At 74.5% G+C, this 26,852-nt stretch carries 23 protein-coding genes; 12 read left to right on the top strand and 11 right to left on the bottom strand.

Annotated elements, in window-relative coordinates; all coding sequences use genetic code 11:
• Nucleotides 1-340: 340 nt before the first annotated feature.
• Nucleotides 341-1,840 (top strand): Nramp family divalent metal transporter, encoded by a 1,500-nt coding sequence (locus tag O4U47_RS25675; protein WP_270680548.1) that lies wholly within the window; start codon nucleotides 341-343, stop codon nucleotides 1,838-1,840.
• 85 nt (nucleotides 1,841-1,925) lie between these two features.
• On the opposite strand, the gene O4U47_RS25680 is transcribed toward O4U47_RS25675, so the two are convergent.
• A complete protein-coding gene (locus O4U47_RS25680; RefSeq protein WP_270680549.1) occupies nucleotides 1,926-2,678 on the bottom strand; it encodes a TNT domain-containing protein in 753 nt (250 codons plus the stop codon).
• A 160-nt stretch (nucleotides 2,679-2,838) separates the two neighbouring features.
• On the opposite strand from O4U47_RS25680, the gene O4U47_RS25685 reads away from it, so the two are divergent.
• A complete protein-coding gene (locus O4U47_RS25685) occupies nucleotides 2,839-3,702 on the top strand; it encodes a hypothetical protein (protein ID WP_270680550.1) in 864 nt (287 codons plus the stop codon).
• Nucleotides 3,703-3,754: 52 nt separating this feature from the next.
• Here the strand turns inward: O4U47_RS25685 and O4U47_RS25690 are convergent, their stop codons facing one another.
• Nucleotides 3,755-4,342 (bottom strand): HhH-GPD-type base excision DNA repair protein, encoded by a 588-nt coding sequence (locus O4U47_RS25690; protein WP_270680551.1) that lies wholly within the window; start codon nucleotides 4,340-4,342, stop codon nucleotides 3,755-3,757.
• 281 nt (nucleotides 4,343-4,623) lie between these two features.
• Between O4U47_RS25690 and O4U47_RS25695 the strand changes: the two genes are divergently transcribed.
• Together O4U47_RS25695 and O4U47_RS25700 are read left to right on the top strand one after the other, a co-directional pair.
• A complete protein-coding gene (locus tag O4U47_RS25695; protein ID WP_017625397.1) occupies nucleotides 4,624-4,836 on the top strand; it encodes a hypothetical protein in 213 nt (70 codons plus the stop codon).
• A 176-nt stretch (nucleotides 4,837-5,012) separates the two neighbouring features.
• Entirely contained in the window at nucleotides 5,013-5,261 is a 249-nt protein-coding gene (locus O4U47_RS25700; protein WP_270680552.1) for a hypothetical protein, read from the top strand.
• A gap of 78 nt (nucleotides 5,262-5,339) precedes the next feature.
• Here the strand turns inward: O4U47_RS25700 and O4U47_RS25705 are convergent, their stop codons facing one another.
• On the bottom strand, nucleotides 5,340-6,440 hold the full coding sequence (locus tag O4U47_RS25705) for a peptidoglycan recognition protein family protein (RefSeq protein WP_270680553.1): 1,101 nt from the start codon (nucleotides 6,438-6,440) through the stop codon (nucleotides 5,340-5,342).
• A gap of 179 nt (nucleotides 6,441-6,619) precedes the next feature.
• Here O4U47_RS25705 and O4U47_RS25710 point away from each other — a divergent pair, with 179 nt between their 5' ends.
• Nucleotides 6,620-7,393 carry an alpha/beta fold hydrolase gene (locus tag O4U47_RS25710; RefSeq protein WP_270680554.1) on the top strand — a complete coding sequence of 258 codons (774 nt, stop codon included), beginning with the start codon at nucleotides 6,620-6,622 and terminating at the stop codon, nucleotides 7,391-7,393.
• Nucleotides 7,390-8,649 (top strand): cytochrome P450, encoded by a 1,260-nt coding sequence (locus O4U47_RS25715; protein WP_270680555.1) that lies wholly within the window; start codon nucleotides 7,390-7,392, stop codon nucleotides 8,647-8,649. Before O4U47_RS25710 ends, O4U47_RS25715 begins: the two co-directional genes overlap by 4 nt.
• 50 nt (nucleotides 8,650-8,699) lie before the next feature.
• Here the strand turns inward: O4U47_RS25715 and O4U47_RS25720 are convergent, their stop codons facing one another.
• Together O4U47_RS25720 and O4U47_RS25725 are read right to left on the bottom strand one after the other, a co-directional pair.
• Nucleotides 8,700-9,572 (bottom strand): ACT domain-containing protein, encoded by an 873-nt coding sequence (locus tag O4U47_RS25720; protein ID WP_270680556.1) that lies wholly within the window; start codon nucleotides 9,570-9,572, stop codon nucleotides 8,700-8,702.
• 78 nt (nucleotides 9,573-9,650) lie between these two features.
• On the bottom strand, nucleotides 9,651-10,373 hold the full coding sequence (locus tag O4U47_RS25725; RefSeq protein WP_270680579.1) for a FadR/GntR family transcriptional regulator: 723 nt from the start codon (nucleotides 10,371-10,373) through the stop codon (nucleotides 9,651-9,653).
• 298 nt (nucleotides 10,374-10,671) lie between these two features.
• Between O4U47_RS25725 and O4U47_RS25730 the strand changes: the two genes are divergently transcribed.
• The 4 genes from O4U47_RS25730 to O4U47_RS25745 all read left to right on the top strand — a co-directional run bounded on the left by O4U47_RS25730 (nucleotide 10,672) and on the right by O4U47_RS25745 (nucleotide 14,610).
• Nucleotides 10,672-11,550, top strand: a complete 879-nt coding sequence (locus O4U47_RS25730) for a fumarylacetoacetate hydrolase family protein (RefSeq protein ID WP_270680557.1) — start codon at nucleotides 10,672-10,674, stop codon at nucleotides 11,548-11,550.
• A gap of 218 nt (nucleotides 11,551-11,768) precedes the next feature.
• Nucleotides 11,769-12,509 carry a (Fe-S)-binding protein gene (locus tag O4U47_RS25735; protein ID WP_270680558.1) on the top strand — a complete coding sequence of 247 codons (741 nt, stop codon included), beginning with the start codon at nucleotides 11,769-11,771 and terminating at the stop codon, nucleotides 12,507-12,509.
• Nucleotides 12,506-13,951, top strand: coding sequence for a LutB/LldF family L-lactate oxidation iron-sulfur protein (locus O4U47_RS25740; RefSeq protein ID WP_270680559.1), 1,446 nt, complete (start codon nucleotides 12,506-12,508; stop codon nucleotides 13,949-13,951). Before O4U47_RS25735 ends, O4U47_RS25740 begins: the two co-directional genes overlap by 4 nt.
• A complete protein-coding gene (locus tag O4U47_RS25745; protein ID WP_270680560.1) occupies nucleotides 13,948-14,610 on the top strand; it encodes a LutC/YkgG family protein in 663 nt (220 codons plus the stop codon). Before O4U47_RS25740 ends, O4U47_RS25745 begins: the two co-directional genes overlap by 4 nt.
• A gap of 58 nt (nucleotides 14,611-14,668) precedes the next feature.
• Here O4U47_RS25745 and O4U47_RS25750 read toward each other — a convergent pair whose 3' ends face one another.
• Nucleotides 14,669-15,724: a lipoyl protein ligase domain-containing protein gene (locus O4U47_RS25750; protein ID WP_270680561.1), complete on the bottom strand. Its 1,056-nt coding sequence runs from the start codon at nucleotides 15,722-15,724 to the stop codon at nucleotides 14,669-14,671.
• 109 nt (nucleotides 15,725-15,833) lie between these two features.
• Nucleotides 15,834-17,987, bottom strand: coding sequence for a chorismate-binding protein (locus O4U47_RS25755; protein ID WP_270680562.1), 2,154 nt, complete (start codon nucleotides 17,985-17,987; stop codon nucleotides 15,834-15,836).
• Nucleotides 17,988-18,195: 208 nt separating this feature from the next.
• Between O4U47_RS25755 and O4U47_RS25760 the strand changes: the two genes are divergently transcribed.
• The gene (locus O4U47_RS25760) at nucleotides 18,196-18,747 is read left to right on the top strand and encodes an NUDIX hydrolase (RefSeq protein ID WP_270680563.1); all 552 of its coding nucleotides are present in this window, start codon (nucleotides 18,196-18,198) and stop codon (nucleotides 18,745-18,747) included.
• A gap of 154 nt (nucleotides 18,748-18,901) precedes the next feature.
• Here the strand turns inward: O4U47_RS25760 and O4U47_RS25765 are convergent, their stop codons facing one another.
• The 4 genes from O4U47_RS25765 to treY form a co-directional block, all read right to left on the bottom strand.
• Nucleotides 18,902-20,320 (bottom strand): aspartate aminotransferase family protein, encoded by a 1,419-nt coding sequence (locus O4U47_RS25765; protein ID WP_270680564.1) that lies wholly within the window; start codon nucleotides 20,318-20,320, stop codon nucleotides 18,902-18,904.
• A 144-nt stretch (nucleotides 20,321-20,464) separates the two neighbouring features.
• Nucleotides 20,465-22,282 carry a malto-oligosyltrehalose trehalohydrolase gene (treZ, locus tag O4U47_RS25770; RefSeq protein ID WP_408639029.1) on the bottom strand — a complete coding sequence of 606 codons (1,818 nt, stop codon included), beginning with the start codon at nucleotides 22,280-22,282 and terminating at the stop codon, nucleotides 20,465-20,467.
• A 16-nt stretch (nucleotides 22,283-22,298) separates the two neighbouring features.
• Nucleotides 22,299-23,135 (bottom strand): putative RNA methyltransferase, encoded by an 837-nt coding sequence (locus O4U47_RS25775; protein WP_408639030.1) that lies wholly within the window; start codon nucleotides 23,133-23,135, stop codon nucleotides 22,299-22,301.
• Nucleotides 23,136-23,602: 467 nt separating this feature from the next.
• Nucleotides 23,603-25,984, bottom strand: coding sequence for a malto-oligosyltrehalose synthase (treY, locus tag O4U47_RS25780; RefSeq protein ID WP_270680566.1), 2,382 nt, complete (start codon nucleotides 25,982-25,984; stop codon nucleotides 23,603-23,605).
• Between the two features lie 258 nt (nucleotides 25,985-26,242).
• Between treY and aroQ the strand changes: the two genes are divergently transcribed.
• Nucleotides 26,243-26,716 (top strand): type II 3-dehydroquinate dehydratase, encoded by a 474-nt coding sequence (aroQ, locus tag O4U47_RS25785; protein ID WP_270680567.1) that lies wholly within the window; start codon nucleotides 26,243-26,245, stop codon nucleotides 26,714-26,716.
• Nucleotides 26,717-26,852 lie beyond the last annotated feature (136 nt).

Below are 26,852 nucleotides of genomic sequence, written 5' to 3' on the forward strand. Positions count from 1 at the left end.
GGATCCCTCGCATCCGTCCCGGCCGGCACGTGCCGATACCGGCGGCACGTCCGACACCCCGGCACCGCCGGCCCGCCCCCTCCGACCCTCCCGGCCCCCGTCCCGCCGACACGCCGACAGCCACACGAGCCGACACACCAGCCGCCACACGCTCCGGGCCGCGGCCCGCCATCCGCGCCCCGGGGCCCCGGCCGCGTCCGCCCGCGGCCCCGCCCGTACCGACGACCCCGAGGACAGGAGAAGGCCACGTACGAGAGCAGCGACCCGAGGCGTTCCAAGGGGGCTGATGGGGGCTGTGCATCCCGCCCGCATCCGCACTGTCGTCCAAGGAGTCGACCCCATGGATCCTGCCGGTAGAGCACCAGGCGGAGTACCCGAGGACGGCGCCGCGAGCGCCGCCGAGCAGCCGCACGCGCCGCAGACCGAGGCGCCCCATGTCCCTCCTCCCCGACCGCCCGCCGAATCCGACGGTGACGGGCACGCGCCCGCGGCCTCCGCGCAGGAGGAGTCCGCGCCCATCCGCCTGGAGGCCCCCGGCACCGGCCTCCGCGACACCTGGAAGGCGATGGGGCCCGGTATCGCCGCGGCGATGACCGGCATCGGCGCCAGCCACATCATGCACGGGCCCACCGCGGGCGCCCAGTTCGGCTACGCCCTGCTGTGGGTGGTGCCGTTCGCCTACATCATGAAGTACTGCGCCTTCGAGTTCGCGCACCGCTACACCCTGGTGCGGGGCGAGAGCATCATGGAGGCCTACGAGCGCGTCGGCAAAGGGCGCGGAATGTGGCCGCTGTGGTACCTGGGCGGCCAATCGCTCGTGAACACCTTCGGCATCGCGGGACGCGCCCTGGGGTGCGCGGCGATGCTGTGGGCGGCGTTCCCGATCATGCCGCTGCCGTACTGGGCGGTGCTGGTGCTGGTGTCCTGCGTCGGCGTGCTGTGGCTGGGCCGGTACCAGGCCCTCGAAGCGGTGGTGAAGGTGGCGATCATCGTCTTCGCCGCCGCGGTGATCGTGGCGTTCCTGCTGCAGTCGCCGCCGCCCGGGGAGTACCTGCTCCGGCTGGCGCCCGCGCTTCCGCCCGCCGGGGCGATGCTGCTGTTCAGCGCCATGTGGGGGTACTTCCCCACCACCGTCGAGGTGGCGCCCATGCAGTCCAACTGGGCGGTGGACAAGAAGAGCGGCATGGTCCGGGTGCGCGAGCTGCGCGCGCAGGGCCACAACGTCGAGGTGGCGCCGGACTACATGCGCAACCACCTCAAGCTGATGCGCCGGGACATGAACATCTCCTACATCATCTCGGCGCTGACCGGAATGGCGTTCGTGATCGTCGGGGCGGTGGTGCTGAACCCGCTCGGCGTGGTGCCCGAGTCGCAGGAGATGGGCTCGACCATCGCGAGCATCTACACCGACACCTTCGGCGCGTGGATCTTCCCGGTGATCATCGCCGGCGGCGTCGCGGCGCTGTGGTCCACGGTGTTCACCTACTTCGACGGCCAGGCCCGGGTGTTCGAGGAGTGCGTCGTGCGGATCCACCGCGCGTGGGACGCCCCGCGCATCCGCAAGGGGCTCTACCGGGGCTTCCAGGTGCTGTGGGTGGTCACGGGCACGGCGATCATCTTCGGCCTGCCCGAGCCGATCCTGGTGGTGCAGATCGCCTCGGTGCTGGCGCTGTTCTTCGCCCCGGTGCTGTACTGGCTGAACATCCGGGCGCTGAAGGACTTCACCGGCGAGGAGCGCGACCACCTGCCGTCCCGGTTCATGCTGGCCTGGGCCTGGGTGGGGATGATCGGCCTGGCGGCGGTGAGCCTCTTCTTCCTGTACACCGAGTTCCTGTCCTGACCCGCCGACCCGGCCGCCGCCCGCCCGGACCCACGGTCCGGGCGGGCGTCCCGGCTGTTCGGGGCGGGGCCGCTCCCGGGCCGGGTCAGCCGCCGTCGGCGCAGTCCCCGGCCGGGCGGTCCTCGATGTAGCCCCATTCGACGAGGGAGTCGGCGCCGAGCCGGCCGTCCCCTTCGGCCTCGGGGACGAGTGCGGGGTCCAGGAGGATCTGCTCACCGCCGCCGGGCTGCTCGAAGGCGGGGGCGATGGGGCCGATCTGGGCCTTGAAGGGCTCGGTCACCACGTAGCACCGGTAGTTGTGCTCGGGGCCGCCCTCCCAGGTGTTGAGCGCGTCGGGCGGCAGGGAGCGCTGCTCGAAGGGGGCGCCCGCGGGGGCGAGGTAGCTGCCCCAGGGGGAGCCGAAGCGGTCCAGGGCCCAGCCTTCGGCGACCTCCTCGACCTCCTTGACGGGTTCGCCGTCCTCGACCTGGAAGCCGCCGTGCGGCGGGTAGTCCCACCCCTCCCAGGGCTCACCGGTGTCGGGGTCGACCCCCCGCTCCCAGTGCCGGGCGAGGAAGGCCACGGGGTTGAGGGGGCCGAGCCGGTCGTAGTCCTCCACGAGGTCGCCCACGACGCCGTCGTCGGGGACCTCGTCGGGCCCCAGGCGCGGGTCGCCGCACAGGTAGGCGTCACGGTCCTCCTCGGACGGCGGCGAGCCGGGCACGGGACAGGGGCTGTCGAAGCCGGGGCCGGGAGGCGCCGCATCGTCACCGGTGACCGCGGCCCCGGCCGGGGCGGCGGCCCCGAGCACGGCCGCCACAGCGGCGGAATCAAGGACATGACGGCGGATCAGGGCCATGCGGTCTCCGTTCGACTACCGATCTCTCAGGACGTAGAGCAACGGTAATACTACTGAGAGTTGCTCACCTCGGTGGCACATGATCGGAATCGGCGCCGGTACCCTCCACTTCCGCAGAACCCCGCCCGCGGTGGACGAATCCCCGCTAATGTCACCGAGCGTGCCATCACAACGACACGACGCGGCCAAAGATCTGGCCGCCGACTCCCCCCAGACCATCGCGCGGCTCGTCCGCATGAAAGCCGACGTCGAGATCCGTCCGGACGCGCCGTTCCGGATGGAGAAGAACGAAGTCAACGACCGACCGTCAAGCGACCTCTTCCCGGACATCGTGTTCTCGCAAGGGTTTCCCTCGCACCCCTCGGGCATCTTCGTGGTGGAGGTCCAGCACGAGAAGGACGAGGGAAAACGCAGGCAGATCCCGCGTTATGCCGCAGCGCTCTGGCTGTTTCACCGGTGCACGACGATCATCGCGGTGTTCAGTCCAGATCAGGCGGCCGCCGACTACTACTCCCAGCCCATCGCGACCGAGCTGCCCGGATATACCTTCCCCCCAGTGGCGGTCGGCCCGAAGGACATCCCTATCGTCGAAGACGTCGACACCGCCGCAGCCGACCCGGCGTTGGCGGCGTTGAGCGTCATGGCGCACGGGTACGCCCCCGGGGTGCTCGACACCTTCATGGAAGGGCTGACGCGGCTCGAAGCCGATGACTCCTCGAAGTACTATGAATACGCGTACCGCCTCGCGTCACAGCAGGTCAAGAACAACCTGGAGGCCGCAATGTCATCATCAGCCTGGCCCGTGTACAGCCCCTTCGCCAAGGAGCACTTCTCCAAGGGACGCGAGGAAGGTGTCATCGAGGAGCGCGCCTCCGCGATCCTCGACATCCTGCATGCGCGGGGCAAGGCGGTCGACGACGGCGTCCGTGACCGCATCACGGCCTGCACCGACGGTGAGAAGCTGAGGACGTGGCTGTTCGCGGCCGCGACCGTCGAGAAGACCGAGGACATCTTCGAGGCCTGACCCGCCCTTTCGGCGGGCGCCCCGCGTTCGGCAGGGCGCCCGCCGACCGCCGTCAGGACTTCTTCGCCTTCGCCGCCGCTTTCATGGCCTTCTTCGTCTCGCGGACCTCGTTCAGGGTCTGGTCGTCGACCACGTCCGCGATGGACCGGCGCGCACCGTCCTCGCCGTAGGCGCCCGCGGCCTCGCGCCAGCCCTCCGGGCGGGCGCCCATCTGCTTGCCCAGCAGCGCCAGGAAGATCTTCGCCTTCTGGTCGCCGTAACCCGGCAGGGCCTTGAGGCGCTTGAGGACCTCCTTGCCGTCCGGACCGCCCTCGGTCCACACCGCGTCGGCGCGTCCGCCGTACTCCGAGACGATCGCCCCGCACAGCGCCTGCACGCGCTTGGCCATCGCCCCGGGGAACCGGTGCACCGCCGGGGTCTGCGAGAACAGCTCGGCGAAGGCCTCGGGGGCCTGCCCGGCGATCTCGGCGGCGTCGAGGCGGTCGCGGCCCATCCGGTCGGCGATCTTCTTCGGCCCGGCGAAGGCCGTCTCCATCGCCACCTGCTGGTCCAGGAGCATGCCGATCATCAGCGCCAGCGGGTCCGACGACAGCAGCGCGTCGGCGCCGGCGTCCCCGGTCAGGTGAAGCTCGTGTTCCATGGGCCCGATCCTCCCACCGGCCGGTGGGCCGCGCGCGCGGCGGCGCGCGGCGACCGTTCCGTCCCGGCGTGTCGCCGATGCCGTGATTCGGTCCGCCGAAACCTGCGCCTCGCCCGGCGGGGCCGGGGTCCGCAGTGTCCCGATTCGACCACCGCACAAGGCGAGCCGCGACACACCCCCGACCTCCCCCTCTTCACATTGGGTAGTCATTCCGCTACTGTTCGTCGTGACCAAAAGGGGGCCGACCGCCCCTGACCCTGTCTCTCGTATGAGGAGAACCCGTGAAGAAGTTCCTCGCGGTCGCGGCCGTCGCGGCCGGCGCCCTGATGGCCACCGCGCCCGCGGCCTCCGCCGGCGACAGCTACGCGCTGATCAACGGCGACGTGCTGCCCTGCACCGTGGCGCCCTGGAACTGGGAGGGGCCGCTGAACATCCTGTCGCCCAGCGGCGACTACAACGCCTGCCAGAAGATCGGCGTCACCCACGGCGGCTGACCCTCGCACCGAGGCTTCCTCCGCGCGGTGGACGCTGCGAGGTGGGACGAGAGCGGAGCCGGGAGCGGCGCACCCCCTTCCGGCTCCGCGCTCCGCACCCCGGGCGGCCCCGCCGCGCCGACGGCCCGACCGGCCGTGAACGATCCGCACCACCGGACTCGAACGGAGTGACCACCATGAAGAAGGCCTTCGCGGTCGCCGCCCTGACCGCCGCCGCGTTCGGCGCCGCCGCCCCCGCCTACGCGGGCGGCTACGGCGGCGACGGGCACCACCACAACGGCGGCGGTGACAGCTACGCGCTGATCAACGGCGACGTGGCGCCCTGCGCCATCGCGCCCTGGAACTGGGAGGGGCCGCTGAACATCCTCTCGGTGACCGGCGACTACAACGCCTGCCAGAAGATCGGCGTCACCCACGGCGGCTGAACCGCCCGCCGTACCGGCGCGCAGAGGGCCGGGGAGCAGCGCTCCCCGGCCCTCACCGCGTCCGGCGCACCCGGCGGGTCAGGCGTAGCCGCCCTCAAGGCGCGGACGGACCGCCTCGTCGAACGCGGCGGCGAAGGTGTCGCCCGGGCACTCGGTCGCCATCCAGTCGCGGTGGCGCGTCACGCCCATCTGCACCGACGACTCGCCGTTGACCGGGTTGACGTACTCCACCTCGCTGTTGGGCGGTACTCCGGTCCGCTCGCAGAGCAGCCGCAGCACCGTCACCAGCGAGTCCACCGCCGCGTCGGTGGGCATGGCGCCGGTGAAGTCGCCCATCACGCAGATGCCGATGTTGCCGCTGTTCATCAGGTACACGTGGCCCGCGGTCACCGACTCGGCCGACCCCGGCGAGGGCGGCTCGGCGAAGACGGGCAGCCCGTCCCCGCCCGAGTAGCGCCCCTCGTAGACCCGGCCGTCGGGGTCGATCAGCAGGTGGTAGCCGATGTCGCCCCAGTTCTGCGTGACCGCGTGGTAGTGGTAGATGCCGCGCACGTCGGCGGCGTAGTCGCCGCTCAGCTCGGTCGCCGTGTGGTGCACGGTGATCGTCTGCACGGGGTAGTACGCGGTGGGCCACACCTCCTCGCCCGAGTCGTCGAAGCGCAGCGACTCGTCCGCCCCCCAGCCCGCCCGGGTCAGGTAGGCCAGGTCCTGGGCCCCGGCCGCGCCCATGTCGGTGCGGAGCCCGCCGGTGCGGCGGCCCCCGATGCGCACCCGCGGCCCGTCGGTGACGTTCAGGGCCGTGCTGCGGGCGACGCCTCCCTCGCACCGGACCTCATAACCGGTGCAGCCCCGCGGCGCCGCGGCCAGCGCGGCGGTCGCGGGCTTGTCGTCGCGACCGCCCTCGACGCGCACCGGGCGCCACGGGGTCAGGCCCTCTCCGGTCGCGAACCGCACCTCGGCGGCGCCGCCCGACTCCGGTTCCACCGCCACGTAGTCGACCCCGATGCCGGGGCGCACCGTGCCCCGGCCCGCCGGGGCGGCCTCCTCCAGCACCCGGGGCACGCTGTCGGCCCCGGTGTCCGCGGGCGCCCGGCCCTCCTCGGCCTGCGCCGTACCGCCCGCCGCCGCGGCCAGGGCCGCGCCGCCGACGCCCGCCTTGACGAACTCACGCCGTCTCACCTGGTTCTCCGTCCGTGTGGGGAATGCACGGGGTTCCGCGGCCGGGCCGCGGAACGCGCTTACCCTACAGCCGGGCCCCGTGTGGCGGGAGGGGCCCGATCGCGCGCGGCCCCTTGACGGGGCGGGCGCCGCGGGTGAGGCTCCTGGCGTCGGAGCCGCGCGTTCGAGGAGGCACGCGAATGACCGCTGGATGGACCGAGGGCTGCCGCCGGATCGGCGGGGGCGCCCACCCGGTGATCGCCCTGCACGGGTGGTTCGGGTCCGGGGAGGCCTGGGCGCCGCTCTGGCCGCACCTGGACCGGGACGCCTTCACCTACGCCTTCCCCGACTACCGCGGCTACGGCCGCCGCAGGGGCGAGTCCGGGGAGTTCACCCTCGCCGAGGCCGCCGCCGACGTGCTCGCCCTGGCCGACGCGCGGGGCTGGGACCGGTTCTCGCTGGTGGGCCACTCGATGGGCGGCATCGTGATGCAGCGGGTGCTGGCCGACGCCCCCGACCGGGTGCGGGCGATGGTGGGGGTGTCACCGGTGCCCGCCTCCGGGGTGCCGTTCGACGCCGAGACGCGGGCGGTGTTCGACGGCGCCGCCGACGACCCGGCGCTGCGCCGGGCGATCGTGGACATGACCACCGGCAAGAGGCTGACCGGCGTGTGGCTGGACGCGGTCGTGGCGCACTCGCTGGAGAACTCCGACCGCGAGGCCTTCGCCGCCTACCTGCGGGCCTGGGCCGACACCGACCTGCACGAGGAGATCGAGGGCAGCCCGGTGCCGGTGCTGGCGGTCGCCGGGGAGCACGACCCCGCCCTGGGCGCCGACGCCCTGCGGCCCACCTTCGGCGCCTGGTACCCCTCGGCCGAGATCGAGGTGCTGGGCAACGCCGGGCACTACCCGGCCGACGAGGTGCCGGTGGCGCTGGCCACCTCCATCGAGCGGCACCTGGCGGGCCGCACGTGAGCGCTCCGGCGCCCGCCCCGGACGTGTTCGACCCGCGGGTGTTCGCCCGCGGCGTCCCGCACGCCGCGCTGCGGCGGCTGCGCGAGGACGACCCGGTCTCCTGGCAGTCCGAGCACGAGGTGGGCGGGTGGCCGGCGGGCCCCGGCTTCTGGGCGGTCACCCGGCACGCGGACGTGCGGCACGTGCTGCGCACCCCGGAGGTGTTCTCCTCGCACGCGGGCGCCACCCAGATCCGCGATCCCGACCCGGACGACCTGCCGTTCATCCGCCGGACGATCCTGAACATGGACCCGCCCGAGCACATGCGGCTGCGGCGGCTGGTGACCCCGGCGTTCACCCGCAGGCGGCTGGAGCGCTTCACCGACACGGTCACCGCGCGCGCCCGCGCCCTGTTGGAGCCGGTCGCCGAGCGCGGCCGCTGCGACCTGCCGGTGGAGGTGACCGACGACTTCCCGCTGAGCAACCTGGCCGACCTGCTCGGCATGCCGCCGGGCGACCGGCACCTCATGCTGGAGTGGACCAACCGGGTGATCGGCTACCAGGACGATGAGCACGCCGAACCGGTCCTGGACGCGGACGGGCGCCCGGTCGACCCCCGCTCCCCCGCCCGGCTCCGGGACATGTTCGACTACGCGGACGAGCTGGCCGCGGCCAAGCGCCGCCGCCCGGGCGAGGACCTGGTGACGGCGCTGGTGAACGCCGAGGTGGACGGGCGCGGGCTGGCCCCCGAAGAGCTGCGGATGTTCTTCTTCCTGCTGGTCATCGCGGGCAACGACACGGTGCGCAGCGCCCTGCCCGGCGGGGTGCTGGCGTTGGCCGACCACCCCGGCGAGCACGCCCGGCTGGCGGCCGACCCGGGCCTGGTGCCGTCGGCGGTCGAGGAGATGCTGCGCTGGCACCCGCCGGTGCTGACGTTCCGGCGCACGGCGGTGCGCGACACCGAGCTGGGCGGTCGGCGCATCCGGGCCGGGGACAAGGTGGTGGTGTACCACTGCTCGGCGCACTTCGACGAGCGGGCGTTCGCCGCCCCCGACCGGTTCGACGCGGGGCGCTCGCCCAACGACCACCTGGCGTTCGGCGACGGGCCGCACCTGTGCCTGGGCGCGCACTTCGCACGGCTGCAGATGCGGATCTTCCTCACGGAGATGCTGCGCATCCTGCCGTGCCCGCAACGCGACGGCCCGGTGAAGCGCCTGACGTCGAATTTCATCAACGGCATCTCGCACCTGCCGCTGCGCTGGGAGGGAGTGGGGTAGCGGCGGGGGCGGCCCGTGGGTCGCCCCCGGCTCGATCCGGTCGCGGGGGATCACGCCGCCCCCAGCGGTGCGGCCGGGCGCGACATGGCCGCCGCTGCCCCGATGAAGGCCTGGCAGCGGGCGAACTCCACGGCGGTGAACGGCACCCGCTCGCGCCGAAGCAGGATGTGGCCTCCCCCGGGGACGGACAGGCACAGCGCGGTCCCGGCCGGCTCGTCGGGGGCCGTCCCCTCCGGGGGCGCGGCCACGTGCTCGGCCCCGTCCGCGCCGCACAGGTCGGCCAGCGCCTCCGCCAGCGGCACCCCTCCGGCCACCGCCGCCACCAGGGAGAGCGCGCGTCCGGTGGTGTCGCGCAGGTCGCGCACGTCGGCGGGCTCGACCACGGGCGCGTGCCCGCCCGCGCGCGCCACCGCCGCGCGCAGCCGCTCCGGCCCGACCGGTCCGGGCGCGGTGAGGAAGAAGTCGTCCAGGGCCTCTCCCGCTCCCGGGTGGACCTGCACCAGCCGGATGTCCGCGCCCAGCTCGGCCATGCGGCCGGTGAGCGCGGCCAGACCGCCGGGCAGGTCGTCCACGGCGACGCGGAGCCGCCACAGCCGCTCGCCCGGAGGGCGCGCGCCCGTTCCCGGTGCGGCGCGGCCGCGGCGGGCGCGGCCCGCACGGGCCTGTCGGCGGTGGCGCAGCCAGCGGTGCATCGAGGCCCCCGCCACGAGGGCGGCCCCCAACGCGATGAGCAGCGCTCCCCCGCCCTCGCTGTGCCCGAGTGAGAGCACCAGCAGGTGCGCCGCTCCCCCGGCGAGCAGGAGCGCGCCCAGTTCCAGCGCCTCTCTGCCCATGAAGCCGAAGAGGCCGTGCGGAGTTCCGCCGCGCGCCCCGTACGGAGTGCGGTCGGGATCAGGTGCGTGTGCCGTCTCGACTGCGTCCATGACGGCGATGGTGCCCGCCGCAGGTTGCGCCCCGTCGACGCCCGGTGACGCCGCTGTTACCCCTGGCTGTGAGGCCGCTCACCCCGCCTCGGCCGCACCGGGCGCCGCGGCCTCCTCCGCCGTGGCGGTCTCCAGGTCCGCCCGCAGCCACCGCTCGACCTCCATCACGTGCATGGTGGCCGCCGCGCGCGCCGCGTCGGGGTCGCGGGCCAGCAGCGCCTGGTAGATGCGCTCGTGGTCCTGGCGCAGCCGGGCCGCCTGGCCGTCGGCGCAGTGCCCCCGCCACACCCGCGCGTTGAAGGTGCGCGAGGACAGCCCCTCGTTGATCGCCGCCAGCGTGGCGTTCCCCGTGATCTGCACGATCGCCTGGTGGAAGGTGAGGTCGGCGGCGACCGTCTCGCGCCCGCCGCTGCCCGAGGAGATCCGGTCCAGGATGGCGCCGACCCGCTCCAGCTGGGCGTCGGTGGCGCGGGCGGCGGCCAGCGCGGTGGCGGCCGGCTCCAGCATCCGGCGCACCTGCAGCACCTCGATCAGGGTGTCGCCCTGGGAGATCTCGGCCAGCACCGAGAAGGTCTCCAGCAGGTCGGCCGGGCGCAGCGAGGACACGTACACCCCCGCGCCGTGCCGCACCTCCAGTACGCCCAGGGTGGTCAGCGTGCGCACCGCCTCGCGCATGGAGCTGCGCGAGACCTCGAACTCGTGCGCCAGGTCCCGCTCGGTGGGCAGGCGGTCGCCGGGGCGCAGCCGCCCCTCGGCGATCATCGCCTTGATCCGCTCGATGGGGCGCCGGGTCACCGGCATGCGCGTCGCGGGCGGCGCGGCGCTCGGGCCGTCGGTCGGGCTCACGCGGGGTCCTCTCAGGGGCGGCGGGCCGGGTCGGCCCGCGCGGATGCGTTCTCCTCCGCCCATCTTGACACCTTCGCACCCCTGCACGTAGAAGTGATCCGACCACTTCGCCCACATGACGCCGACCACACCGTCATCTACCGGCCCGATCCCGGGACATCGGCGGACGGACAGCACCGAACTGATCAGACCAATCGACGCGACCGCGCGCCGCCCCCCGGCCGCGGTCGCCGCCGACGGAAAGGCCTGCACCGTGAAGCTGCTGAGAATCGGACCGCCCGGGGCCGAACGGCCCGCCGCCCTGTCCCCCGAGGGCGTCCCCCTCGACCTGTCCGCGATCGCCCCCGACATCGACGGCGACTTCCTGTCCGGAGGCGGCCTGGAGCGGGCCCACGCCGCGCTGGAGGCCGGGGAGCTGCCGGTGCTGCCCGGGGCCGCCGGCGCCGGGACCCCGGAGGGGCCCCGTGTGGGCCCACCGGTCGCCCCGCACGGCAAGATCATCGGCATCGGCACCAACTACGCCGACTACGCGGCCGCCACCGGCGCCGAACCCCCCGAGCGGCCCATCGTGTTCATCAAGCCCACCGACACCGTGGTGGGCCCCTACGACCCGGTGCGCATCCCCCGCGGCTGCGCGGCCACCGACCACGAGGTGGAGCTGGCCGTGGTGATCGGGCGCACCGCCCGCTACCTGGAGACCGACGCCGAGGCCGAGGCGGCGGTGGCCGGGTACGCGGTCGCCAACGACGTCACCGAGCGCGAGCACCAGTTCGGCCACGGCGGCCAGTGGGGCAAGGGCAAGTCCTTCGAGACGTTCACCCCGCTGGGCCCGTGGCTGGCCACCCCCGACGAGCTGGGCGCGGGCGGCACCGCCTCGCTCGGGCTGCGCACCCGGGTCAACGGGGAGCTGGTCCAGGACGGCTCGACCGCGAAGATGCTCTTCGGCGTGCCCTACCTGGTGCGGCACCTGAGCCGCTTCATGGCGCTGCGCCCGGGCGACGTCGTCATCACCGGCACCCCCGCCGGGGTGGCCATGACCCGGCCGGACACCCCCTACCTGCGCCCCGGCGACGTGATGGAACTGGAGGTGGACCTGCTGGGCGGCCAGCGCCAAGTGCTGGCCGCCGCCTGAGCGGGGGCGGGCAGGACGGGCCGACACGCCCTCCCGCCGCCGGGCCGGCGCCCGGGCCCGCGTCTAGGGTGAGCCCGGCGGACGCCTCCGCCCGCCCGGTCCCGTTCAGGGGCCGGGCGGGCGGGCGCGGGGGTCCGCACAGGCCCACGCCCGAGTGTCGGCACCGAACCGACCCCGCGGGCCGTCCCACCGGAGCGGCCCTGGAGATGAGGGAGCGCATGCGGATCGCCCTTTTCGTCACCTGTGTCAACGACACGCTGTACCCGGGCACCGGGCGCGCGGTGGTGAGGCTGCTGGAGCGGCTGGGCCACGAGGTCGTCTTCCCCGAGGACCAGACCTGCTGCGGCCAGATGCACTACAACTCCGGGTACCGGCGCGACGCCCAGCGCCTCGCCGTGCGCTTCGTGCGCACGTTCGAGGACGCGGACGCCGTCGTCGCCCCGTCGGGTTCCTGCGCGGCGATGATCCGCGACAACTACCCGCGCCTGGGCGAGGACGGCAGCCGCCTGCAGCGCGCCACCGCCGAGCTGGGGCCGCGCGTGTACGACCTGTCCGAACTGCTGGTGGACGTGCTCGGCGTCACCGACGTGGGCGCCTACTTCCCGCACACCGTCACCTACCACCCCACCTGCCACGGGCTGCGGATGCTGCGCCTGGGCGAGCGGCCCTACCGGCTGCTGCGCAACGTGCGCGGGCTGACGCTGGTCGACCTGCCCGGGTCCGCCGAGTGCTGCGGCTTCGGCGGCACGTTCGCGGTGAAGAACCCCGACGTTTCGGCGGCCATGGGCTCGGACAAGGCCCGCAACGCCGCCTCCACCGGCGCCGAAGTGCTCTGCGCCGTCGACAACTCCTGCCTGATGCACATCGGCGGGACGCTCAGCCGTGAGCGCGCGGGCATGCGCGTCGTGCACCTGGCAGAGATCCTCGCCTCGACCGAACGGGAGCCCGCCCTCGCATGAGCAGCGCGACATTCGTAGGGATGCCCGCCTTCCCCGACGCCGCACGCGGCGCCACCGCCGACGCCCAGCTCCGGCACAACCTGCGCAAGGCCACCGGCACCATCCGCGGCAAGCGCGGCGAGGTGGTGGAGGAGCTGGACGACTGGGCCGAGCTGCGCGAGGCCGGCCGCGCGCTCAAAGACCGAACCCTGCGCCACCTGGACCGGTACCTGGAACGCCTGGAGGAGTCGGTGACCGCCGCGGGCGGCACCGTGCACTGGGCCTCGGACGCCGATGAGGCGCGCGCGATCGTGACCCGGCTGGTGCGCGCCACCGGCGAGCGCGAGGTGGTCAAGGTCAAGTCGATGGCCACCCAGGAGATCGAGCTCAACAACGCCCTGGAGGCCGAGGGCATCACCGCCTACGAGACCGACCTGGCCGAGCTGATCGTGCAGCTCGGCGAGGACCTGCCCTCGCACTTCCTGGTGCCGGCCATCCACCGCAACCGCGCCGAGATCGGGCGCGTCTTCCGCGAGCGGATGGGCGAGTGGGGGGTGCCCGCCCCCGAGGGGCTCGGCGACGACCCGCGCGAGCTGGCCGAGGCCGCCCGGCGGCACCTGCGGCAGAAGTTCCTGGACGCCAAGGTCGCGGTGTCCGGGGCGAACTTCGCCGTGGCCGACACCGGCAGCCTGGTGGTGCTGGAGTCCGAGGGCAACGGGCGGATGTGCCTGACGCTGCCCGAGACGCTGATCTCGGTGGTGGGCATCGAGAAGCTGGTGCCGAGCTGGTCGGACCTGGAGGTGTTCATGCAGCTGCTGCCGCGCTCCTCCACCGGCGAGCGGATGAACCCCTACAGCACCGTGTGGACGGGGGTGACCCCCGGGGACGGGCCGCAGGAGTTCCACCTGGTGCTGCTGGACAACGGGCGCACCGACACCCTCGCCGACGAGGTGGGGCGCCAGGCGCTGCGGTGCATCCGCTGCTCGGCGTGCCTGAACATCTGCCCGGTCTACGAGCGCACCGGCGGCCACGCCTACGGGTCGGTCTACCCCGGTCCGATCGGAGCGATCCTGACCCCGCAGCTGCAGGGCGTGCAGGGGCCGGTGGAGAAGGCGCTGCCGTTCGCCTCGTCGCTGTGCGGGGCGTGCTACGAGGTGTGCCCGGTGGCCATCGACATCCCCGAGGTGCTGGTGCACCTGCGCGAGAAGGTGGTCGACGGCAAGCGTCCGGGCCCGGAGAAGGCGGCCATGGCGGCGGCGGAGTGGGTGCTGGAGGGGCCCAAACGTCTGCACGCGGCCCAGCGCGCGGCTTCGGCGCTGCGCGGGGCGGTGCCCCGGAGGCTGCCCGGCCCCGGGGCGGCCTGGACCGACACCCGGGACGTGCCCGACATCCCCGAACGGCCCTTCCGCGACTGGTGGCGGGAGCGGTCCCGGGACGGCCGGGGCGGAGAGGAGCGGCGATGAGCGGCCCGCAGGGTTCACTGGGTTCGCGTGAGCGCGTATTGGCCAAGGTGCGCGCCGCGCTGGCGGACGTCCCCCGGGGCGAGGACCCCGGTGACGTCCCGGTGCTGCGCCGGTACGACAGGACCCACCGCCAAGGGCCCGCGCTGGACCTGTTGGTGGACCGGCTGGAGGACTACAAGGCGCAGGTGCACCGGGTGGCCGAGGACGGGCTCCCCGGGGCGGTCGCCGAGGCGCTGGCGCGGCGCGGCGCCGCCCGGGTGGCGGTGCCGGGGGACGCGCCCGCGGAGTGGTTCGCCGACAGCGCCGTGGAGGTGCTGCGGGACTCCCCGTGGGAGGAGCGGGTGCTGACCGTGCCCGAGCTGGACGCGGTGGACGGCACGGTGACCGGGTGCGCGGTGGCGGTGGCCGAGACCGGCACCATCATCCTGGACACCGGCGAGCACCAGGGGCGCAGAGCCCTGACGCTGGTGCCCGACTACCACCTGTGCGTGGTGCGGGCCCGCCAGGTGGTGGACTCGGTGCCCGAGGCGGTGGAGCGGCTGGAGCCCGCGCTGCCGCAGACGTGGATCAGCGGCCCGTCGGCGACCAGCGACATCGAGCTGGAGCGGATCGAGGGCGTCCACGGGCCCCGGACGCTGGAGGTGCTCCTCGTCGAGTAGGCGCTCCCCTTCCCTCCCCGCTCAGGCGGGGCGGGAAGGGGCCCCGCGCCGGGCGCCGTCACGGTACGCGTGCGGTCCAGTCCCGCGACCCGAACTTGGTGACGGCCAGTTCGTGGGCGGTCTCCAGCTCCTCGCCGGTCAGAGTGTCCTCGGTCAGGCCGTTGCGCTCGCGGAACGTCGCCACCATCGCGTCCATCACCTGCTCGCGCGAGAGCCCCGTCTGCCGCCGCAGCGGGTCCACCCGCTTCTGGGCGCTCCTGGTGCCCTTGTCCGACAGCTTCTCCCTGCCGATGCGCAGGACGTCGGTCATCTTCTCGGCGTCGATGTCGTAGGCCATCATCACGTGGTGCAGCACGGCCGACCCGTGCGCCGACACCCGTTTCTGGGCCGCTCCGGCGATCTTGCCGCCCTTGGAGGCGATGTCGTTCAACGGCTGGTACCAGGCGTCCACGCCCAGGTCGCCGAGCGCCCCCAGCACCCAGTCGTCCAGGTAGGCGTAGCTGTCGACGAACGGCATGCCGTGCACCATCGCCTCGGGAACGTACAGCGAATAGGTGATGCTGTTGCCCGGCTCCTGGAACATGGCGCCCCCGCCGCTGATGCGCCGCACGACCGTCACGTCGTGGCGCCGGGCCCCGTCCGGGTCGACCTCGTTGCGCAGGGACTGGAAGCTGCCGATGACCACCGACGGGCGGTCCCATTCCCAGAACCTCAGGGTCGGGTCGCGGCGACCGGAGGCCACCTCCCGGGTGAGGACCTCGTCCAGGGCCATGTGCACCTCGGGGGCGTGCGGCCCGTCCTTGATGAGCTGCCAGTCGTAGTCGCTCCAGGTGGTGGCGTGGGCCAGCGCGCGGCGCACGGCGACGCCCACGGCCTCGGCCGAGAACCCGAACATGACCGTGCCCTCGGGCAGGGTGCTCTCGATGCGCCCGGCGAGCGCCTTGGCGTCGGTGTCGGCCGGCGCCCCTTCGAGCGCGCGGTCGATCTCCTCGAGCGCCTCGTCGGGTTCGAGGAAGAAGTCCCCCGCGACGCGGACGTGCCGCAGCCGCCCGTCCTCCACCTCGAAGTCGACGACGACGAGCTTTCCGCCCGGAACCTTGTACTCTCCGTGCACTGGCCACTCTCCCGTGCCGCGGCGCGCGGCCGCCCCATTGCGACTGGGCAAAGACTATGCGCCCCGCCCGCCGGGGCAGGGGCGCCGCGACGTGAGGTCTCTCGCTCCCTCAGCGGGAATCGGCCGGGGGTTCGGCGCCGATGCTGCGGAGGACCGCCGCCGCCTTCAGGAGGGTCTCGCGGTGTTCCTCTTCGGGGTCGGACATCGCGGTGATGGCTCCGCCGGTGCCCAGGCGCGCCCGGTCCCCGTCGCACACCAGGGTGCGGATGACGATGCTCAGGTCGGCCGTCCCGTTGAAGCCGAGGTAGCCCAGGCAGCCCGCGTAGGGGCCGCGCGGGCGGTGTTCCAGGGCGTCGAGGAGGGCGACGGTGCGCTCCTTGGGGGCGCCGGTCATCGATCCGCCGGGGAACAGGGCGCGCAGGCAGTCGACGGCGCCGCGGTCGGCGCGCAGGCGCCCTTTGACCGAGGTCACCAGCTGGTGCACGGTCGCGTAGGACTCCACGCCCATCAGGCGCGGCACCTGGACGCTGCCGGGGCGGCACACGCGGCCCAGGTCGTTGCGGATGAGGTCGGCGATCATCAGGTTCTCGCCGCGGGTCTTGGTGTCGGCGGCCAGTTCGCGCGCGGCCTGCGCGTCGTCGCCGGGGTCGGCCCGCCGGGCGGCGGTGCCCTTGATGGGCTTGCTCTCGGCCCAGCCGTGCGCGTCGACGTCCAGGAACCGCTCCGGGGAGGCGCTGAGGACGGTGCGGTCCCCGCTGCGCAGGTAGGCCGCGTAGGGGGCGGGGTTGTCCCGGCGCAGGCGCCGGTAGGCGGCGAGGAGTCCGCGGGGCTCGCCGGGGGCGGCGGCCTCCATGGCGTAGGTGTAGCAGGCCTCGTAGCTCTCGCCGTCGAGGAGCCAGGAGCGGACGGTGTCCAGGTCGTCCAGGTAGCCCCGGCGGGTGACGGAGGCGGCGGCCGCCCCCTGGGGGGCGGGCGGCGGCGGGGGCGGCGCGGGGCTCACGGCGCGCAGCCGCGCCTCGTAGCCGTCGAACCAGGCGGCGGCCTCGGCCGCGGTCCCGCCGGTGTGCACGAGCCAGGCGGCCCCGGTGAGGTGGTCGGCGGCCAGGAAGCGGCGGACGGTGAGGAACTCGGCGTCGGGGCCGCGCGGGTCGGGGCGCACGGGCCCGGCCGAGGAGGTGCCGTCGGCGGCGCCGTACCCCAGGTAGCCGACGAGGCCGCCGAGGAAGGGCAGCGGGAAGGCGGCGGGGTCGACGCGGTCGGCGGCGGTGCGGCGGGCCAGCTCGTCGAAGAGGCCGCCGTCGAGGGGGCGGGCGGTTCCGCCGCGCACCTCCTCCAGGCGGGGCGCGCCGGGCCCCGCGCTGTAGCGGAGTAGAGGGTCACGGCGGGTGTCGACGGAGCCGAGGAAGCTGTAGCGGCCCATGCCGTAGGCGGTGCGGGCGCTGTCGAGCCAGAAGGCGTGGTCGTCGTCGGCGTGCAGGGCGGTGAAGACGTCCTCGGCGGCGACGTGCAGGTCGACGGCGCGCACGTGGACGTCGTGGACGGGGGCGGGAGCGGGGGCCTCCGACGCGCGGGGCGCCGCCTGCGGCCGGGGCCGCTCCTCCGGTGGGCGCGCCGCCCCCGCGGCCGCGGTGTGTTCCGTCGGGGCCGCGGGCAGGGCGAGGAAGTTGGCGATGAGCTCGCGTCCGTACTCGGTCTCGACCGATTCGGGGTGGAACTGGACCCCGTGCACGGGCCGGGTCCGGTGCCGCAGCCCCATCAGGACGCCGTCGGAGGCGCGCGCGGCGGCTTCGAGGCCGGACGGCAGCGGCTCGGGGACGGCGAGGGAGTGGTAGCGCACACACCGGAACCCCTGGGGCAGCCCGGCGAAGACCCCGCGCCCGTCGTGGGCGACCTCGTCGACGCGGCCGTGCATGACGCGGGGGGCGTGCTCGGCCTTGCCGCCCGCGAGCGCGGCGAGGAGCTGGTGGCCCAGGCACACCCCGAGGACGGGGCCGGGGAAGGCCTCCAGCAGCTCGGGAAGGCGGCCGATGTCGCCGGGCACGTGCGGACTGCCGGGGCCGGGCGAGACGACGAGGTGGGTGTGGCCCCCGGCGAGGACGTCGGCCGGGTCGAAGGCGTCGTTGGGCACGGTGTGCGGCTCGGTCCCGGCGACCTGCCAGATGAGCTGGTGCAGGTTGAAAGTGTAGGAGTCGTGGTTGTCCACGAGCAGGACGCGCGGCGCCGCGTCGGGAGGCGCCCCGCTCCCGGACGGATGGTCGCGCATGCCGGGCCTTTCGGTGCGGCCGCGCAGCGCGCGGCCGGGTCGCTATCGGGCGGTTGGGAGGTGTTTCCACGATATCGACCCGGAACGGGCGCCCGGGAGTCGGCTCGGAAACGTCGGCGCCGGGGGGCGGCACGCGGGCTGATCGGCGCCCTTACGGCGAACGTGCCGCCGACCGCCGCACGGGTCCGGCGACGGCCATCATGGCCGTATGTGCGAGAAGAGCGGAACGGGCGGCGACACCGACGGCGCGTCCGAGGGGGCCCAGGCCGGGCGGGAAGGGACGAGCTTCCGCCTGGCGGCGTATGCGCTGTGCATCGACGGCGGGAAGGTGCTGCTCACCCGTCATGTGTCGGGGAACTGGACGCTTCCGGGCGGCAGGGTCGAGCACGGCGAGGACCCGTTCGACGCGGTGACGCGGGAGGTCGAGGAGGAGACCGGATACGGCGCGCAGGTCGAGCGCCTCCTGGGCGTGGATTCGCGGGTGATCCCTCCGGCCGTGGCACGGGCGGGGGTGGCGCACCAGAACGTCGGCGTCTTCTACCGGGTCCGGGTCGGCGGCGACGGGCAGCGCTCAGGGACGGGCTCGGGGCCGTCTCCGGTGGAAGACGCGGACACCGTCGAGACGGCGTGGACTCCCTTCACCGATGTCCCGAGCCTCCCCCGTTCGTCGCTGGTGGACGTCGGGATCGAACTCGTGCGGACCCTTCCGGCGTCCGGACACGTTCCTCCCGTCCCCGTCGGCGGACTCGTCGACCATTGACGCCGCGGAATCCGCGCACGGCGTGGGCCCCGGGCACCGTGCGGTGTCCGGGGCCCCTCCGCGTTGATCTCGGGAGAAACGACGCTACCGGCCAACTTTTAGGGGCGTTTTCCCCGAGATCAACGATGCAGGGCCGCCGATCCGCGCTGGGTCTTTAGAGCAGGGACACCGCCTCGGTCAGGACCGAGCGCAGGATCTGCTCGATCTCGTCGAACACCGCCTGGTCGGCGACCAGGGCCGGGGCGAGCTGGATGACCGGGTCGCCGCGGTCGTCGGCGCGGCAGTACAGGCCCGCGTCGAAGAGCGCGCCCGACAGGAAGCCGCGCAGGATGCGCTCGGACTCGTCGGCGTCGAAGGTCTGCCGGGTCTCCCGGTCCTTCACCAGCTCGATGCCGTAGAAGTAGCCGTCGCCGCGCACGTCGCCGACGATCGGCAGGTCCTTGAGCTTCTCCAGGGTGGATCGGAACGCCGCCTCGTTCGCGCGCACGTGCCCCGTCAGCCCCTCGCGCTCGAACACGTCGAGGTTGGCCAGGGCGACCGCCGAGGAGACCGGGTGGCCGCCGAAGGTGTAGCCGTGGGTGAAGGCGGTGGAGCCCCCGCGGAACGGCTCGAAGATCCGGTCGGAGGCGATGGCCGCGCCGATGGGGGCGTAGCCGGAGGTCATGCCCTTGGCGCAGGTGATGATGTCGGGGGTGTAGCCGTAGCGCTCGCAGGCGAACATGTGGCCCACCCGCCCGAAGGCGCAGATGACCTCGTCGGACACCAGCAGCACGTCGTACTTGTCGCAGATCTCGCGGACCGCCTGGAAGTAGCCGGGGGGCGGCGGGAAGCAGCCGCCGGAGTTCTGCACGGGCTCCAGGAAGACGGCGGCGACGGTCTCGGGCCCCTCGTTGAGGACGGCCTGCTCGACCTGGCGGGCGGCCCAGCGGCCGAACGCCTCGGGGTCCTTGGACATCCCGGTCTCGCCGGTGATCTCGTCGGCCCGGTACAGGTTGGTGTTGGCCACCTTGCGGGCGCCGGGGACGAGCGGCTCGAAGACCTTCTTCAGGTCGGGGACGCCGGTGATGGACAGGGCGCCGTGGGTGGTGCCGTGGTAGGCCACCGAGCGGCTGACGACCTTGCGCTTCTCGGGGCGGCCGGTGAGCGAGAAGTACTGCTTGGCGAGCTTCCAGGCGGTCTCCACGGCCTCGCTGCCGCTGGTGGTGAAGAAGACCCGGTTCAGGTCGCCGGGGGTCTGCGCGGTGAGGCGCTCGGCCAGCTCGATCGCGGCGGGGTGGGCGTAGCTCCACAGCGGGAAGTAGGCGAGGTCGGCGGCCTGGCGCGACGCCGCCTCGGCGATCTCGCGCCGCCCGTGCCCGGCCTGGACGACGAAGAGGCCGGCCAGGCCGTCGATGTAGCGGCGGCCCTCGGCGTCCCAGATGTGGACCCCGTCGCCGCGGGTGATGACGGGGACGCGGGCGCCGTCCTCGAAGGTCGAGTGGCGGGTGAAGTGCATCCACAGGTGGTCCCGGGCGGCGTCCGAGAGTCTCCGGGCGTCGCCTGGGGTCGCTTCCTGCGCGGTGTTCGTGCTCATGGCCCCTTGCCCATTGTCCGATTCGGGTGCGGTGCCCCATGATCAGCACGCACACCCCGATTCGTCAACTGTTTCAGGGGTGAATCTTGAGATAGGCAACTGATAACGAAGACGATCAGCGAGTTCTTAACGGTTTTCGCACTCCTAGCCGGAAGGAGGCCCGGGGTGCTCCGGGCCCGGGGCCGCGACCTCGGCGACCGCGAACGCGTGCCCGTCCAGGCCGACCCGGCCGCCCCGCACCCGCGGGTCCGAGGAGGCCAGCAGCACCCGCTCGACCGGGGCGTCCAGCACCGCATCGGCCGGATGCGGCCGCAGGTTGCACGCCACCCGCAGCGGGCCGCGGTGCAGCACCAGCACCCGGCCGTCGTCGGAGGCGCGCACGGTGAACCGGTCCAGGCGCGGGTCGGCCAGCTCCGGGCGGGCGCGGCGCAGCGCGATCAGCTCCCGGTAGGCGTCCAGCACCGCGCGGTGGGGGTCGGCCCCGCGCTCGGCCCAGTCCAGGACGGAGGACTCGCGCGCGGCCGGGTCCATGGGGTCGGGCACCGCGTCGGTCCACCCGTGCGCCGCGAACTCCCGGCGCCGCCCCCGGCGCACCGCCTCGGCCAGGCCGGGGTCGGGGAAGGAGGCGAAGAACCGCCAGGGGGTGGAGGCCGCCCACTCCTCCCCCATGAACAGCATCGGCGTGTAGGGCGAGCACAGGACCAGCGCCGCCCCGCACACCAGCAGCGCGGGCGGGACCGACGCGGACAGGCGGTCGCCCAGGGCGCGGTTGCCGACCTGGTCGTGGGTCTGCAGGTAGGCCAGGAAGCGGGCACCGGAGTCGGCGGAGGGGTCGACGGGGGCGCCGTGGCAGCGGCCCCGGAACGACGAGTACCCGCCGTCGTGCAGGAAGGTGCGGCGCAGCGTGCGCGGCAGCGCGGCGGGGCCGGCGAAGTCGGCGTAGTAGCCGTGGGTCTCCCCGGTGAGCGCGGTGTGCAGGGCGTGGTGCAGGTCGTCGGACCACTGGGCGTCCATGCCCAGCCCTCCGGCGGAGCGCGGGCGCACCGTGCGGGGGTCGTTGCGGTCGGTCTCGGCGATCAGCGACAGCGGGCGGCCGAGCCCGGCGGCGAGCGCCTCCACCTCGGCCGACAGCTCGGGCAGGAGCGGGAGGGCGCGGGTGTCGTGCAGCGCGTGCACCGCGTCCAGGCGCAGTCCGTCCAGGTGGTAGTGGCGCAGCCAGCCCAGGGCGTTGTCGAGGACGTAGCGGCGCACCTCGTCGGAGCCGGGTCCGTCGAGGTTGAGGGACGGCCCCCAGGCGGTGGCACCGGTCGAGAAGTAGGGGCCGAAGCGGGGCAGTGTCGCCCCGGAGGGGCCCAGATGGTTGTAGACGACGTCGAGGACGACGCCCAGGCCGCGGGCGTGGCAGGCGTCGACGAAGCGCTTGAGCCCGTCGGGGCCGCCGTAGGGCTCGTGGACGGCGTACCACAGGACGCCGTCGTAGCCCCAGCCGCGCTCGCCGTCGAAGGCGTTGACCGGCATCAGCCCGACCAGGTCGACCCCCAGGTCGGCCAGGTGGTCGAGGCGCCCCACGGCGGCGTCGAAGGTGCCCTCGGCGGTGAAGGTGCCGACGTGCAGCTCGTACAGGACCGACCCGGGCAGGGCGCGGCCGCGCCAGCCGCCGTCGGTCCAGGGGAAGGCGGAGTGGTCGTAGGCGCGGGAGGGGCCGGTGACGCCGTACGGCTGCCACGCCGACCGCGGGTCGGGCAGCGGATCGGTGTCGTCGCCCAAGAGGAAGGCGTAGTCCGTGCCGGGGGCGGGAGGCGGGCCGCCGAGCACCCACCGGCCTCCCGGCCGCGGTTCCATGTCCCGGTCCTGCCCGTCGGCCCGCAGGCGGACCCGGTCGTACTCCGGGGCCCACACACCGAGCCGGTCACCAGCGCCGTTGTCCACGGGGTGCCCGTACCCGCCGACGAGCGCGGCCACGCGGGGCCGGCGCCCCCTACCGGGGCCGGTACACCCCGATGCGGAAGGAGGCGGTGACCTCGACCGGGTCGGGCAGCGCGTCGGCGCGGCGCTCCAGCTCGCCGGGGGCGAGGTGGCGGGCGCTGGGGCCCATGCCCGCGACGGTCAGGGCGTCGGGGCGGGGCAGGCGCATGGGGTAGGCGACGTCCTCGCCGCCGGTGCGCTCGAACCGGGCCGAGAGCGTGTCCTCCAGGCGCTCCTCCTTGCGGGCGTCGACGGAGACGAGGCCGAGGGCGCCGACGAGCTCGCCCAGGTGGTCGGCGCCCGGGGTGACGACGACGAGGGCGCCGCCGGGGCGCAGCACCCGGTGGAACTCGTCGGCGCCGCGCGGGGCGAAGACGTTGAGCAGGACGGACACGGTGCCGTCGCGCAGCGGCAGGCCGCGCCAGGCGTCGCAGGCGGCGGCCCCGGCCCGCGGGTGGGCCTTCGCGGCCCGGCGCAGGGCGTATTTGGACAGGTCGAGCCCGATGCCGAGGGCGTCGGAGGAGCGGTCGAGGACGCGGGAGAGGTAGTAGCCGGTACCGGCGCCGACGTCGGCGGCCAGCCCGCCGCCGACCAGGGCGGGGGCGGCGGCCTCGGCGATGCGGGAGGCGAGGGGGGCGTAGTGCCCGGCCTCCTGGAAGCCCTGCCGGTCGCGCACCATGTCGGCGGTGTCGGCGGTCCCGGTGGGCCGGGCACCGGTGAGGAGCCCGGCGTACCCCTCTTTGGCGACGTCGAAGGAGTGCCCCGAGGCGCAGCGCAGGGCGTTGCCCTCCGGGCGGATCGGGTGCCCGCAGTGAGGGCAGGCGAGGGAGCCGAGGACCGCCGGGGGCATCCGGAGCCGGTCCAGGACAGGGTGGTGCCGGTCGTCGTCGCGCGAGGTAGCCATGATCGCCGTCCACTGTAGAGCGTGGAGGCCGGGGCCAGGCCCACCCGGCGGCGCCGGGGTGGGCTGGGTCCCGCTCACGGAGCGTGGCCAGGAGGCGGGTCGGCGAGGTGCCAGGCGGAGGGCAGCGACGACGAAGGGGAGCGGCCCGTGCGGCAGCGCTGTCGGATGGCGGGCGTGTGCGGAGTCACCGGAGGGGCGGCGACCACGCGTCCTCCGTGCGATCGACAACGCAGCGGATAGGGCCGCCGACCTCTGTCGTCGCCGCCCCGCGCCCTGGCGCCCACCATCCGGCCGGAGACAGTGGGCGGGGCACCCGCTGGTCCGTCGCCGTCTTCGCCCCTGGCGCTGAGGACCCGACGGCCGGGGAGCAAGGCCCGGGAACCGCCCGTGTCCGGCTTCGCCCGGCCCTCCGCTCACTCCCTGCGTTCCAGCAGGGCGACCGGGTACTCGGCCAGCACGTCCGCCAGCCTCGGGGCCGCGGGGCGGCTCCCGGCCGGGGACTCCACCTCGCGCCCGCTCAGCAGGTCCCTCCACCGGCCCGGCCCCGACGGGAGGGGCAGGACCGTGTCGCCCCATCCCCCCGCCTCCGCCAGCCCGGCCGGGAGCCGCGTGGCCACGGCCGCGACCGCGCCGCCCGGCCCGCGCGCGAAGGCGACCGCGTGGCCCGCCGCCGCGCCCTCCGTGCGCAGGGGCAGGTAGCCGCGCAGGTCCCTGCGGCGGCGCAGGCGCAGCGCCTGGCGGACCACGTGCATCTTCGCCTCGCCCGACGCGTCCACCGGGGGCCGCCTGCCCGACTCCAGCCGTTCGAGCACCACCTCCCGGGCGGTGAAGTCGACCGGCCGCCGGTTGTCCGGGTCGACCAGCGACATGTCCCACAGCTCCGTGCCCTGGTACACGTCCGGCACCCCCGGCATGAGCAGGTGCACCAGCTTCTGCCCCAGCGCGTTGGCCCACCCGTGCGCCCTGATCCGGGCCACGAACCCCTCCACCGCGCAGGCGGTGCGCCCGTCCGACATCACCCGCTCCGGCCAGGTCCGCACCTCCTCCTCGAACGCCGGGTCCGGGTCGGTCCAGGACGTGGCCAGCTTCGCCTCCCGCGCCGCCTTGAGCAGGTGGTCGCGCAGGCGCGCCGCGCTGATCGGCCACGCCCCCACCAGCGTCTGCCAGGCGAGCAGGTTCAGCGAGGGCTCGCTCAGCCCGCACCGGGCGGTCCCCTCGCGCACCAGGTCCGCGAAGGCATCGGGGACCTCGGCGATCACCGCCAGGCGCGCCCGCACGTCCTCCGACCGCTTGGTGTCGTGCGTGGACAGCGCGGTCATCGCGTGCGGGCGGGACGCCTCCCGGCGGGCCTGGGCGGCATGGAAGGCGTCCACGGACACCCCGAACTCCGACGGGTCGCCGCCGACCTCGTTGAGCGCGATGAACCGCGTCGCCCGGTAGAAGGCGGTGTCCTCCACCCCCTTGGCCATCACCATGCCGCTGGTCTGCTGGATCCGCACGGCCGCCTCGCCGCCGGGGTCGGCGCGGACGACGCGGTCGATCCGGCCCACCTCCGCGGCGGCGTCCGGGGCGCGCTCCCCGGCGCGCCGCACCGCCTCCGCCCAGCGCCCCTCCCCCTCGGGCAGGTAGGTGCGGTAGACGGGGAAGGCGGCGAGCAGCTCGGCCACCGCACGGAAGGCGGCGGGCGAGGGGGCGGGGGCCGGAGCCGACGGGCCGCCGGAGCCCACGCGCCCGTCGGCGCGGTCCAGCGCACCGGCGATCCGGCGCGTCTCGGCCGCCAGCGCCTCCACGGCGGCGCGGCGCTTGCACTCCTCCTCCACCGGCCCCGGGTCCCCGGGCGCCCCCAGCTCCTCCGCGAGCCGGGTGAGCGGCGCCTCGCCCTCCGGGTCGACGAACACCCCGCACACCTCGCGCAGGGCGTCGTATCCGGTGGTCCCCTCGACCGGCCAGGTCGGCGGCGGGTCCTCCCCCGGCGCCAGGATCTTCTCCACCGCGATCCACCCGCCGAAGCGCGCCCGCAGGCGGCGCAGGTACCCCCCGGGGTCGGCCAGCCCGTCGGGGTGGTCCACCCGCAGCCCGGCGACCTCCCCCTCGTCGGCCCAGCGCAGCACCTCCCGGTGGACCCGCTCGAACACCCACGGGTCCTCCACCCGCAGCGCCGCCAGCTCCGAGACGTCGAAGAAGCGCCGGTAGGACATGGCCTCGCGGGAGCGGCGCCAGGACACCAGGCGGTAGTGCTGGGCCTCATGCACGCGCGCCGGGTCCGACCGGTCCCCCTCCGGCGCCGTCCCCGGCGCCACCGGGTAGCGGCGCCCGTCCAGCTCCAGGGCGCCGTCGCGCAGCTCCAGACGGTCCAGGGCGGCGGCACCGCCGTCGCCGTCGTCGGGCAGCACCGGCAGCTCCAGCGGGCCGCGCCGCCAGTCGATGTCGAAGCAGCGGGCGTGCCCGGCTCCGGGCCCGTCCCGCAGCACCTCCCACCACCAGGCGTTGGCCTCGGGCACGGCCACCGACATGTGATTGGGCACGATGTCCACCACCAGGCCCAGCCCCAGGGCGCGCAGCCGGGCCGACAGCGCCGCGCGCGCCTCCTCCCCGCCCAGGTCGGGGCAGACCCGCCGGGGATCGGTCCAGTCGTAGCCGTGCGTGGAGCCGGGGGCGGCCAGCAGCGGCGCGGTGTACAGCGCGCCCACGCCCAGCCGGTGCAGGTAGGGGGCGGTGTCGGCGGCGTCGCGGAGACCGCCTGCCGGGCGCATCTGCAGGCGGTAGGTGGAGGACGGCGCGGTGTGCGTGCTCATCTGCACTCCTACGTGCCCCGGCGCGCGCCCCCGGTAACCGTCCGTACGGCCCCGCGGCTAGGGTGTGTTCATCGGAGGCTTTTCGATCAGCGAGCGGCCGTCGCCCCTATTGCGCCGGCTTCGCCACCATGGCGAAGCCGGCGCAATAGGGGCGTGGCCGCGAGCCGAAAACGATCCAAGAAACACACCCTGCGCTGGCCGCACCGGCCGGCGCCGCCGGCCCCAGCCCGACCGACCGCCCGCACGGAAGGCCGCACGTTGCCCGACGCATCCGACCGCCTCAGCCCCACCGTCCTGCTGCTGAACGGCCCCAACCTGAACCTGCTGGGCCGCCGGGACCCCGCGCACTACGGCTCCACGACGCTGGCCGACATCGAGCGCCGGGTGACCGGGCTCGGCGCCGAGCTGGGGGCGCGGGTGCGGTGCGCGCAGAGCAACCACGAGGGCGAGCTGGTCGACCTGGTGCACGGGGCCGCCGAGCTCGACGGGATCGTCATCAACCCGGGCGCCTTCGCCCACTACAGCATCGCGCTGCGCGACGCGGTGGACGCGGTGGACACCCCCTGCGTCGAGGTGCACATCTCCAACGTGTACGCCCGCGAGGAGTTCCGGCACACCTCGGTCACCGCGCCGGTCATGCAGGGCTACATCGCCGGGTGCGGGGTGGTCGGCTACGAGCTGGGCCTGCGGGCCGTCCTGGCCCGGATCGCCGAGGCCGCGGACGCCGGTTGACCCGCGCCCGGACGGGGTGAGCCCTTCCCCACACCGGCCCGGTTCGGCAGCACGCGCCACCTGTTGTTAAATTCTTCGACGTCGTTCGTTCAGCCGCGCCCGCGCACCGTACCCGGGGCCGCCCGGCGGGCCGTAC

The sequence above is a fragment of the Nocardiopsis suaedae genome, from assembly GCF_027706745.1.
Classification (GTDB): domain Bacteria; phylum Actinomycetota; class Actinomycetes; order Streptosporangiales; family Streptosporangiaceae; genus Nocardiopsis_A; species Nocardiopsis_A suaedae.